Source organism: Polynucleobacter sp. UK-Gri1-W3, from assembly GCF_018881595.1.
Classification (GTDB): Bacteria; Pseudomonadota; Gammaproteobacteria; order Burkholderiales; family Burkholderiaceae; genus Polynucleobacter.
Map to the genome: position 1 here is coordinate 1 of NZ_JACVQA010000014.1, position 11,675 is coordinate 11,675.

The following is an 11,675-nucleotide window of genomic DNA, read 5'->3' on the forward strand; positions in this document are numbered from 1 at the left end:
CGTTCAGTTTGGCTAAGGTGTTGATAGGTCATGGCTACTTTGACTTGCAGGTCTAGAAGCTTTGGATACTAAAACATCCTTAGCCTCCTTAACTAGTTGTTCAAAGTTGCACTTCGTAGTTGAATCCACCCCTTATTATTGGAATAATTTTGATCCTTTGAGTCTGCGAAGCCCTACCTTAAACATCATGCAGATGCATCAATTCAAAGCACTACTGACCGTCCTGATGTTGTCTAACTTCAAGCTTGCGCTCGCTCAAGATGCAAATACATTTTTCGACACACTCACCCCGGGAAAAGAACGGCTTATTTCTAGTGAGCGGCAATTACAAGCTCAAGATAATGTTGCCTCTGTACCCATCTATTTCAACTTTGACCAAAAAGTAGGCCTAGGACATCAAGGCTCAACTCAATACACCCAAATAGAGCCCTGGCTTCCTTATCGTATTAATTCTGACTACAGCTATGTAGTGCATCCCCAGATCACCTATCAATCCTTCAATAATTTCGATGGTTACTCTAGCTCGGGATTTAAACCAGTCATTATTGAAAGTTTTTTTACCGAATCCAATGCGACTAGACTAGAGAACTCATTTGGTTTTGGTCCAATGGTACAGATCGGCACCAATATGCCTACCATGTATGGCAGCTCACAAAACGCTGTGGGATACAGCATGGGCGCTATTCATCGAAGCGAGGATTGGATTGTGGGTGCTTATGCATATCAATCGTTTGGCCTTGGAGCAATGCCGATCAATGGTCCTAGCGCCAATAATGTTGGATTTCAACCTTTTATCACCTACATCACCAAAAGATATGGGAACATTACTCTTGATTGTGAATCGGTCACGAATCTTGATACCGGCGCTCATGCCTATCCAATCAATTTAATGGGCAGCAAATTGATTGAAGTGGGTGACCTCCCCCTGCTTTTTACAGTCGGTGCTCGTTATTACACTGTCAACACCAACCAAGGTGGCGCGCAAGGTTGGGGTGGGCGCGTTGGGATTACCTATGCTTTTTCACATTAATACCTTTTAAAGAAACCTCATGACATCAAATCAAACCCTCTACTTCAACGGCAATATTTTGACTATGGCCGGAGATAAACCTGAGTATGTCGAAGCAGTGTTAGTTGCAGATGGAAAAATTGCTTTCGCCGGCAGCAAACAAGAGGCAAATGCTTTGGCGAGTCCAGATGTCAAAAGGCATGACCTTCAAGGACATACCCTAACCCCAGGATTTATTGACACTTGGGGGCACTTTGGTTTGTTTGCCCAGCAAACATTAAGCTTGAATGTTGGTTACTTCGCCGACAATCCTCCACGCAGTAGATCTGAGTTAATTACACAACTGAAAAAAGACGGCAAGCTTCTTAATGGATGGTTGATCGCAGCCGAGTACATGGATGGCTTAATGAAAGACGGACCATTAACCATTGCTGATTTAGATGCTGCTTTTCCAGATACGCCGGTACTTGTTCAAAACATTTGCACACTAGCGGGCTTATTTAATACAGCGGGCCTAAAAAAACTAGGCATTACTGCAGATACTAAAGTTGAGTCTGGCACGATCGTAGTTGATCCCACTACTCATCAAATGACGGGCATCATTATTGGGCTACCCTATCTGAACGCAGTAGCGGCGGCTTATGACCAATTTTCTCAGGATCTCACTTTTAAGACTTATCAAAGCGCAGAGAAAATTTATGCCTCGTATGGCACTACGACTGCCCAGCACTATCAAGCCAGTCCTGAAGACATTCAATTGATGCGTCTCGCATCTGATAGCGGTGTTATTTCAATTGATTTAATTGCCCTCCCAATGAGCGATACGGTAGACACCCTACTAAAAGGGAATCCCAACTATTCCTTTGGTGTCTACAGCAACGTTGATCGAGGCTTTAAGGTTGCAGGCATATTGATGTCAACAGATGGAGGGCCGCAGCTCAAGCTGGCCTACCTCTCTAAACCCTACAGCGATACCACAGGCTTCCCAGATGGCTGGCGGGGTATGGCTTACTACACTCAAGATCAGGTTGATCACTACACTAAGCTGGCCTACGAAAAAAATATCCCGTTCTTTTGCTACAGCAATGGTGATGCAGGCATTGATATGGCCTTAGCCGCGATAAAAAAAGCAATTGCGGAAACTGGGATTACGGAAGATCGCCGCTCGACCATCTCCCATTCATTTTTTGCAAGGGAAGATCAGCTTGACGACTACAAAGCCAATCATATTATTGCCATTACTTTATCCAATCATATATGGCTGTATGGGGATATCTATTTAGATATCGTTGGCGAAGAACGCGCCGATCATTTTTGTCCCATGGTGACAGCACATAACAAAGGGATAGTGGTAGGAATCCATAATGATGTTCCCTCTTCTGGGCCAGATTGCTTATTTACCATTTGGAGTGCAGTCAATCGCAAAACAATGTCTGGAAAAACATTGGGTACTCAGGAAAAGATGGATCCTTACCTAGCATTGCAGGCTTTCACATGTAATGCTGCTTATGTATATCGCGAGGAGAATACGAAGGGTAAGATCCTGCCTGGCATGTTGGCAGATTTAGTGGAGTTAGATCAAAATCCTTTAACGATTGATCCAGATGCAATCAAAGATATTAAGGTGGTCAACACCATCAAAAATGGCAAAGTGATTTACTCCAGGAGTGTCGAGTAGACTTAAGAATGCGTCGCATTCATCCACGAAGGTATTCGCTGAAGCTTATAGCAGCCGCCCCACTCTTTGAGGGCCATTTTCTGAGCTCATTAAACCCCCTTTTGGCCTGCTGGTTGTGAGCTCGAATCGCCCAACCTACCAGCTATACAAAAGCCACCTTCGGGTGACTTTTGTATATCGCTGCCCACATGGCATCATAGAAGCATGGCAAATAAACTATACGACTTATTTCTAGAGAAAAAACCTAGCCTGCAAGAGCGGCTAGATTTAGGAAAATCTATTCGCAAACAGGTTGGTCGATCTTCGATCGGGCAATTGAATGTCGAAACTCTACGTCAAACCTCAGTTGATATCTTGCTTTCTCAAGATCAATCACGAATTCCTGAATATATACCGATTCGCCATGCACGCATGGCAGTTGATCCCTTTGCGTTTTATCGAGGTGGGGCTGCAATTATGGCCAATGACCTAAGCCGCACCCAAAGCCCACCTATTAAAGTGCAGTTATGTGGAGATATGCATGTCAGCAACTTCGGGTTCTTTTCCACAACCGAACACCAGCTCGTTTTTGGAATTAATGATTTTGATGAAACACTTCCCGGTAACTTTGATTGGGATCTGAAACGTCTTACAGCAAGCGCAATGATTGCCTCTCGGCAATTAGGCAAAGACCATATCTTTGGTGAAATGATTGTCAGGACGATAGTGAAATCCTATCGTAATCTTCTACAACAATACTCAACCCTACCCTATACCGATCTCAAGCGAGCTTATATTGATGAAAAGGTATTAACGCAAGCTGCGGCAAAATATGCGAATCCGGTAAGTCAAAAATACTTACAAAAATTGCTTGATAAAGCAAGGAAAAATAATGGTCACGGCCTCATTGGAAGGCTTACTGAAGATACCCCAGAAGGTATGCGATTGGTTAATAAACCTCCATTGATTGAGCACTTAGAATTTTCGCTTCATGGCAGCAAAATATCGGAATTGAATAACGAAGGACTAAATTCTTACATTCAGTCACTAAACCCAGATCGCAGGCATTTATTATTGCGTTACCAATTGATTGACTGGGCTAGAAAAGTTGTTGGCGTAGGAAGTGTTGGCAACGCCTGCTGGGTAATGTATTTTGAAGGTCTCAATGCCAATGACCCACTTTTTCTCCAAACAAAACAAGCCCGAAAGTCGGTATTGTCTTCATTTTTTCCGGACACGCATTTCGAATCAGAGGGAGAACGCGTCGTTCAAGGTCAATCCCTCATTCAAGGTGCCCCAGACCTCTTTCTAGGCTACGGCAAGACCACAGAAATGGATTTTTATGTTCGTCAATTGCGTGACATGAAGGGTGGAATTTCTGTTGGTGATGACGGCATCAATGCCAAAGTATTTCCTGACTTTGCAAAACTCTTTGGATGGGCGTTAGCCAATGCACACGCTCGGTCAGGTGATGCAGCGCTACTGGCAGGCTATTGTGGCAAGAGCGAGGCATTAGATGATGCCCTTGTGAGCTTTGCAGCTTCATATAGCAAGCAAAATTTGGCAGACTACGACACTTATTTAAAGGCGATAAAGTCAGGCAAGATTTCCTGCGCGACTGAAAACTTTTAATTCGCTGGTTGCGAGTTTAAAAACAAATTTTTGGCGCTGCCAATCTCGCCTGACTCACCAGTATCAAGAAACCCTCACTAGCAGTAGTGGGGGGTTTTATCTTTCTGGGTTGGTGAAATATGGCAACTACCAAATATCAAAAGTTGATCTATAGGGTCGTTGCCGGTCAGGAAGGTCTACGCTAAGTAATCGATTGGACTATGAGCGTCTCGAAACAGGATAATTCTTGGGTAAATACTTGAATAGCTGGCGGGTAGCTAACAACCCAAAGCGGAGAATGGCCGAAAATCAAAACCCGCCGAAGCGGGTCTTGATTAAAGAGTTTAAACACTTACTTTCACAAAGTGTTTTTATAGATCTTTCCATCTTTCATAATGACGCGGAAATTTTTGGCTGGATCGGCAATGATGTCCAAGTTTTGCGTTGGATCGCCATCCACCAACAACAAGTCAGCGTAAGCACCTTCTTGAATCACACCCAACTTACCCTCTGTATAGGGGTTACGCTTACCAGATAATGCAAAAAGCTGGGCATTGTCATGGGTCACAATTTTAAGGGCATGGGCTGGAGTCATGAACTGCTTCATGTTAACTAACTCTGTGTTTTGCCTGTACATATTTTGAGGCTCGAATAATAAATCCGTTCCCCATGTGTAGTCACCCCTGTGGATGCCATCTTTTTCAAGGTACCTTGAATGGCACCCATTAACTGAGCTTCAGTAGGAGCAGGCATCTTAGCCATAAATGGCAAATAAGAAGGTGGCTCTACCAATTTTCCAGTGAGCTTACCCTTAGCATCCTTCACAAAAATACCGCCACCAGCAGGATTAGGCGTTTGATCAGTAACACCGGCAAGTTCTAGGGCCTTATGATTAACATAACCGATATGCCCGGATTGGTTCACAATAAAAATTGGAACTTCCTTAGAAACTTTATCCAAATCGTCTGCAGTAAGCTCAGCCATAAAAGGGGTGGTACGTGATGGATCAACCCCAAAACCAAATAGCCAACCCCCAGCAGAGACGTCTTTGAGTGCGGCCTTCATTTTCTGAGTCAATGACTCTTTGGTGTCATAAGGCAAAGTAAAGTTACTTAAATTAAGCCCAAGACCTTCGAGGAAGGCGGTAACAATAATGTGCACATGCGGCTCAACAAATCCTGGCATTAGAGTTTGACCCTTGAGATCAATTACTTTAGTGTTATCAGCTTGCCATTCTTTTGTAACTGCATCTTTAGTGCCAACTGCAACAATCTTGCCATTCTGCACTGCAAGCGCCTGCACTTCTTCATTCTTAGCATTGACAGTAACAATGGGGCCACCATAAAAAATAGTGTCAGCATTGCCTTTGGCAAATACCAATGCGCATTGCGCCATTAATAATGTGGAAAGTAGTTTTGGTGCAAATTTCACATTAGTCTCAGATTGGGTTTAAACGATAGGTATCGAATCTGTAAATATATCAATATCTAATAGCAAATCCTTGCAAAACTTCAAAAATGCCAAGGCATCGATCTCTATTTAGGGAAAACCATTAAATAATTATTAAGAACTAAGAGCGTTTCTTATTGGCCTTGGATTCAACCGATCGATGCAACAGATTGGACAAAAGTCACCCAAAGGGGTTAAACAAAAAGCCACTCCGAAGAGTGGCATAGATTTATTGTTTACTTCTTGGCGGTATTGATACCCAGTATTGAGTAAGCTGGGCAATTACCGATCATTCCCGTTAACAGAGGAACGATGCCTATCCAAGCCCAAGGGCCAGTGATACCAAAGCCAGCTAAACCCATTAGCGTTACACCAACAGTCATTCGTAAAACGCGTTCAGTATGTCCGATATTGCATTTCATTTGAAGCTCTTTTTTTACTAGGCAGCTTTGTCAGTTGCCTTATTTGCTTACTTTAGCTAGGCGCTGTCTTAATGCCTCATATAAGCATACGCCACTTGCAACAGATACATTCAGACTTGAGACAGCACCTTGCATAGGAATACGTACCAACTCATCACAGGTTTCTTTTGTAAGGCGGCGCATGCCCTCGCCTTCAGCCCCCATCACAATCGCAATTGGGCCTGTGAGGTCGAGGTCATAAATTGATTTTGTGGCCTCATCATCCGTGCCGATCAGCCAAACACCTGCTTCTTGCATCTCTTTCATACTGCGCACGAGGTTAGTAACCGTAATGACTGGTATCACCTCTGATGCACCGCTAGATACTTTACTAACAGTGGCATTGATAGATGCAGAGCGATCTTTAGGGACCACTACGGCATCTACGCCAGCGCCATCCGCTACACGCAGACAGGCGCCAAAGTTATGGGGATCAGTAATGCCATCTAACACTAGGAACAATGGCTTTTTCTGAGCACCCTCAGCATCCTCCACCACTTCAGTAACAGTGCGCGCAACAGTCATTTTGTCTGCCAAGGCAACGACACCCTGGTGACGATCATGACCTGTCAGCTTATGCAAACGCTCAGCATCAGCGGCGTGCAAGCGTTCACCTAAAATCTCTTCCGCTTGTTTTAAGAAATCCCCCATACGCCTATCGCGACGACCAGAGTCAAAGTACACAGACTTCAAACTATCTGGATCAACTCGTAAACGCGCTTGCACTGCATGAAAACCTACTAGTATTTGCTTCATTTCGTTTGCTTCATCTTATTTTTTTGTTATTTTTCTGATTAATCTTTATTTGCGGCGTGCTTTAGTGCTGCGAACCGGAGGCTTGCTGCCTGCCGGCTTGCCAACAGACCTGCCTGGGTTAGCAGACTTGCCGTTTTTACTATTTTTACTGGCCTTACTCTTTGACTGCTTAGCCCCTAGAGTTCCAGCAGATTTAGCGGCATTGACATTGATGCCGCTTGGCTTTTGCGGAACCCTATTGTCAGAACGGCCTCTTTGAGGAGCTGCCTTTTTATTAGGCCTACCTGTGTCGGTTGCTAATATCAACTGACGACGATTGGAAGAACCACCAGGCTCTGCACCAACTGATTTAACAAGACTAAATTCAATCTTGCGCGCATCTAAGTCAACGCGACTTACCAATACATGCACTCGATCGCCTAAGCGATAGCGGATACCAGTTCGTTCACCACGCAACTCTTGACGAGCTTCGTCATATTGGAAGTAATCTCCGCCAAGCTCGGTGACATGCACCATACCTTCAACAAAAAGATTTTCTAACTGAATGAATAAGCCAAAGTTGGCAACACCAGTGACTGTACCGGCATATTCTTGGCCTAAATGATCGCGCATGTAGTAACACTTCAACCAAGCTTCTACATCACGTGATGCTTCATCAGCACGACGCTCATTAGATGAGCAATGCACACCTAATTGACCCCAGATTGGCAATGCGGCATTGGCGCCCTTAGGTGTTTTTGCACCCTTGGCCACTCCTGCTTTGGCATCACTTTGGGACTTCTTAGCATTGACGGCATTCTCACGACCTTTGCCTTTACGCGGCAAGGTGAGATTGAGTGGAACCATTGGTGGCAATACTGGAACGTATGGTTTTTTCTGGAGAATCGACTTGATCACTCGATGCGTGAGCAAATCAGGATAGCGACGAATCGGACTCGTGAAATGGGAATACGCTGGGTAAGCTAAACCAAAGTGGCCTTCGTTATCGGGCTGATACATCGCTTGTTGCATAGCACGCAGAACAACCGACTGGAGCATATTGGCATCAGGGCGATCTTTAATCTCCCGAATCAATTTAGCAAAATCACGTGGTTTAGGCTTTTCACCACCGCCCAATGACAAGCCTGAGGTTCTGAGAACCTGGCGCAGGGTGACCAACTTCTCTTCTGATGGTTCGCCGTGCACACGATAGAGGCTCAGGTGCTTATTTTTATCAATAAAGTCAGCAGCGCAAACGTTCGCAGTCAACATGCACTCTTCAATTAAGCGATGAGCATCATTGCGCAGACGCGGCTCAATACGCAAAATCTTACCAAGCTCATTACTAATGATTTGCGTCTCAGTCGTTTCAAACTCAATAGCGCCCCGCTTCTCACGTGCAGCCAACAGAATCTTATAAAGTGAATATAGGTTGCCTAGTAATGGGCGGAACTGTGCAAAGCGCGTTGCCTCAGGACCCTTACTATTTGAGAGAATCTCCCAAACAGTGTCGTAAGTAAAGCGCTGCGCTGAATGCATTACCGCTGGATAAAACTGATACGCCAAAACAATACCGTTGTTGTCCACAACAGAATCACACACCATACACAGACGGTCTACGCCGGGATTTAACGAACAAAGACCATTCGAAATCTTCTCAGGGAGCATCGGAATGACACGTCTTGGGAAATACACTGAAGTGGCGCGCAATAAACCTTCATCATCCAATGGCTGACCTGGCTTCACATAATGAGATACGTCAGCAATCGCCACAATCAGACGCCAAGCTTTAGTCTGACCGTACATGACGGGCTCACAATAGACAGCATCATCAAAGTCGCGTGCATCAGCACCATCAATAGTGACTAAAGGTATATCACGCAGATCAACACGGCCTTCTAAGTCTGACTGCTGCACTGTATCTGGTAATGCTGCCGCTTCTTTCATGGCAGCAGCAGAGAATTCATGGGGGACGCCATACTTACGCACAGCGATTTCAATTTCCATACCTGGATCATCAATCTCGCCCAAGACTTCAACTACTCGACCTACTGCTTGGCGATAACTATCTGGGTAATCAATAATCTCAACACTCACCACTTGACCTAATTTAGCGTTTCCCTGCCCTTTAGGTGGAATTAAGATGTCATGACCAATGCGCTTATCTTCTGGCGCAACAATCAAAACACCGTTTTCATTTAAGAGACGACCGATCACTACTTTATTGGCGTGCAGAACGACCTCGACAATTTGCCCTTCTGGGCGACCACGTCGATCTGTTCCTAATACTCTGACATTGACTCTGTCACCATGCATGACACGTGACATTTCTCTTTCTGATAGAAAGATATCTTCGCCACCATCATCGGGAATAACAAATCCAAATCCATCTCGATGCCCTTGAACTGTTCCTAAGCGGTCAGCCTCACGTGGCACCAAGTCTTTTGCTTTACGCATTTAATTCCTTCGGCAATACATGCCCTGTATATATCTAGTGATATCTATTTTTGTTATGAATAAGGCTACTGTATCAAACCACCAAGTCTGAAGGGAAAAAGCCAAATGGGGGCGGAAATGACCTCAAAACGCCCATCCCTCTATAATAAAGGTATGCCCAGGTGGCGAAATTGGTAGACGCACCAGCTTCAGGTGCTGGCGATCGTAAGGTTGTGGGGGTTCGAGTCCCTTCCTGGGCACCAAACAAGGTTTAACGGCTCTCTACGCCCGTTATTACATGGTCAGTATAAAGAAAACTGGCCGATTCTACATAAAACTACATAAAGTCTATATGGGGGTGCTTTCTTAGAATGCAACCCCGCCTTTTTAAGATTTGCTTAGGAGTCACGGTGGTCCCTGCAAGATCTCAAGCCCGCCAATTTTTTTTAAAATTTTTTCATTCATGAAGTTTAAAGACGGCCTAATGGTTCGGTCTTGTTGAGTTATTTTTTCAGGCAAATTGTTGTGAGATACAAGCCTTGGCCAGGGGTTGAGATTGCCGCCCTAATGCAGAACGGATTGATATCAAACTCTATAATGGGCACATGAAAAAACATCTTTTTGGTCTTGTCTGCGCCACCCTGTTAAGCAACTCCTACAGCGTCATTGCCGCCCCAGAATCTAGCAGCTCTAGCACCTCAAACATCAACTTCTTTGCGACCGTGAACAACACGATGCTGACAAAGGGCTTGCTAGATCTGAACGTGGAAGCTGCTGTAGCGCAAGGTCAGAAAAATACACCGGAGCTTCAAAAAGTCTTAAAAGATGAGCTCATTAATCGCGAGCTACTAGCCCAACAGGCTGAGCGCATGGACTTGGAAAAAAATATTGATTTAGATGATCAATACACGCAGCTACGCCAAACGCTTTTAATTCAGGCTTTAGTGGAAGATCACCTTAAGCAATCCCCTATTACGGATAAGCAGCTACGTGAGGAATATGACCGCCAACGCAAGCTAACTGGAGATGCCACCACTGGTTTTCAGTATCGCGTGAGTGAAATTGTTGTCGCTAACGAATCGGATGCTATTGACCTCATTAATCGCATCAACAAGGGTGAACTGTTTGGAAAATTAGCCCAGCAGTACTCTATCGCTGAGGGCGCTAAGGGTAATGGCGGTCAACTGGGTTGGTTATATCCAGGGCAACTTAATCCAGAACTACAGCCGCTTGTTGCCAAGTTAAACAAGGGCGCAACTTATGGCGCACCCATCCAGGTACAAGGTGGCTGGGCCATTATTAAGTTAGATGACAAGCGCAACTACAAACTACCTACTTTTGAAGAATCTAAACCCCAGCTTCGCCAAGCTTTTATCCAGCAATACTTGGTAGAGACTGTCAAAGACCTGCGTGGACGCGCCAAAATTACCCAGTAAACAGGTAGCCTAGATCATGATGTCTTGAAGAAGTCTTGATCCCGGTAAGGGCTGGAAAGGCTGAGCTGGCGTAGGAGCTACTGGTTTTGGCATCACCTTTTTAGCGTTGCCCGCTTCTTGCAATGCTTTTCTCACGGCCTCAAAGCCGCCATTCAGACTAAAGCGGGAAACTCCAAAGGAACTGTTTTGCAGTGGTACTGCAAAGCTCACCATGCCACCTCGCCTAACCTCATCCAGTACCGTATTAAATGGCTCAAGAATCTGAAAGAGGACCCCATTTATTTGGGCGCACTGCATATTAAGGGATGCCGCATTGCCCAGCCCACTCATCAAGATAGGTGATCTACTCCCAGGATGGCATCTTAAGCTGTCATGAAGGTAGAACATGCACTGGTCTGACTGACAGTACATTCCAAAAGAGGTTGAGCCCGCACTTGTTGAGGCCTCAATAGACCCAGGAGAGGCTTGAACAATCCAATTGCCAATAACTACCCTCTCAATTGCCCATAGATTTCCACTAAAGAAAGCCAGTAGAAAGGCAATATAAAGTCCTCTCAAGAAAGACTTCATTACTTCTTTCTCAGAAATTCTGGAATGTAAATATCATCATCGGGGTTATTGTTAAGCCCCTCAATATCCTTCAAGCTAACACCCAGCACTTTAGCGTATGTTTGGATTGCCACAAGAAGATTAGATTGTGAGCGCGCAAATGCCAATGTGTCGCCGCGCTCTATCGCTGTTAATTGCACAACTGAAAGATCGCATTGCCCAGCAAGTATGGCCAAGTTATGACCTTGAGATTCTCGGGCTTCTTTGAGTTGCCTACCTAAATTCCGCACATGCTTCGGGGTGTTAACTGAAACCATGAAATCAATCAGGAT

At 44.9% G+C, this 11,675-nt stretch carries 11 protein-coding genes and 1 tRNA gene; 5 read left to right on the forward strand and 7 right to left on the reverse strand.

The genetic code is table 11. From position 1 onward, the window contains the following. Positions 1 to 187: 187 nt before the first annotated feature. From ICN36_RS11315 to ICN36_RS11325, 3 genes are all read left to right on the forward strand, one after another. Positions 188 to 1,030, forward strand: coding sequence for a hypothetical protein (locus ICN36_RS11315; RefSeq protein WP_216228461.1), 843 nt, complete (start codon positions 188 to 190; stop codon positions 1,028 to 1,030). A gap of 19 nt (positions 1,031 to 1,049) precedes the next feature. Continuing rightward, positions 1,050 to 2,687 (forward strand): amidohydrolase, encoded by a 1,638-nt coding sequence (locus ICN36_RS11320; protein WP_216228462.1) that lies wholly within the window; start codon positions 1,050 to 1,052, stop codon positions 2,685 to 2,687. Between the two features lie 204 nt (positions 2,688 to 2,891). Continuing rightward, the gene (locus tag ICN36_RS11325; RefSeq protein ID WP_216228463.1) at positions 2,892 to 4,298 is read left to right on the forward strand and encodes a DUF2252 domain-containing protein; all 1,407 of its coding nucleotides are present in this window, start codon (positions 2,892 to 2,894) and stop codon (positions 4,296 to 4,298) included. Positions 4,299 to 4,635: 337 nt separating this feature from the next. On the opposite strand, the gene ICN36_RS11330 is transcribed toward ICN36_RS11325, so the two are convergent. The 5 genes from ICN36_RS11330 to rnr form a co-directional block, all read right to left on the reverse strand. Continuing rightward, positions 4,636 to 4,884: a hypothetical protein gene (locus tag ICN36_RS11330; RefSeq protein WP_255531318.1), complete on the reverse strand. Its 249-nt coding sequence runs from the start codon at positions 4,882 to 4,884 to the stop codon at positions 4,636 to 4,638. A gap of 5 nt (positions 4,885 to 4,889) precedes the next feature. Beyond that, on the reverse strand, positions 4,890 to 5,708 hold the full coding sequence (locus ICN36_RS11335; RefSeq protein WP_216228464.1) for an amidohydrolase family protein: 819 nt from the start codon (positions 5,706 to 5,708) through the stop codon (positions 4,890 to 4,892). 254 nt (positions 5,709 to 5,962) lie between these two features. Then, on the reverse strand, positions 5,963 to 6,148 hold the full coding sequence (locus tag ICN36_RS11340; RefSeq protein WP_216228465.1) for a DUF2892 domain-containing protein: 186 nt from the start codon (positions 6,146 to 6,148) through the stop codon (positions 5,963 to 5,965). A 39-nt stretch (positions 6,149 to 6,187) separates the two neighbouring features. Further along, a complete protein-coding gene (rlmB, locus tag ICN36_RS11345; protein ID WP_216228466.1) occupies positions 6,188 to 6,943 on the reverse strand; it encodes a 23S rRNA (guanosine(2251)-2'-O)-methyltransferase RlmB in 756 nt (251 codons plus the stop codon). A gap of 45 nt (positions 6,944 to 6,988) precedes the next feature. Next, a complete protein-coding gene (gene rnr / locus ICN36_RS11350) occupies positions 6,989 to 9,379 on the reverse strand; it encodes a ribonuclease R (RefSeq protein WP_216228467.1) in 2,391 nt (796 codons plus the stop codon). Positions 9,380 to 9,534: 155 nt separating this feature from the next. Here rnr and ICN36_RS11355 point away from each other — a divergent pair. Further along, positions 9,535 to 9,621: transfer RNA gene (locus tag ICN36_RS11355), tRNA-Leu, on the forward strand. A 342-nt stretch (positions 9,622 to 9,963) separates the two neighbouring features. Next, a complete protein-coding gene (locus ICN36_RS11360) occupies positions 9,964 to 10,794 on the forward strand; it encodes a peptidylprolyl isomerase (protein ID WP_216228468.1) in 831 nt (276 codons plus the stop codon). Between the two features lie 9 nt (positions 10,795 to 10,803). Here ICN36_RS11360 and ICN36_RS11365 read toward each other — a convergent pair whose 3' ends face one another. Next, complete coding sequence (locus tag ICN36_RS11365; protein ID WP_216228469.1) at positions 10,804 to 11,364, reverse strand: hypothetical protein; 561 nt, start codon at positions 11,362 to 11,364, stop codon at positions 10,804 to 10,806. Further along, a complete protein-coding gene (locus tag ICN36_RS11370) occupies positions 11,364 to 11,660 on the reverse strand; it encodes a RodZ family helix-turn-helix domain-containing protein (RefSeq protein WP_216228470.1) in 297 nt (98 codons plus the stop codon). Before ICN36_RS11370 ends, ICN36_RS11365 begins: the two co-directional genes overlap by 1 nt. Positions 11,661 to 11,675 lie beyond the last annotated feature (15 nt).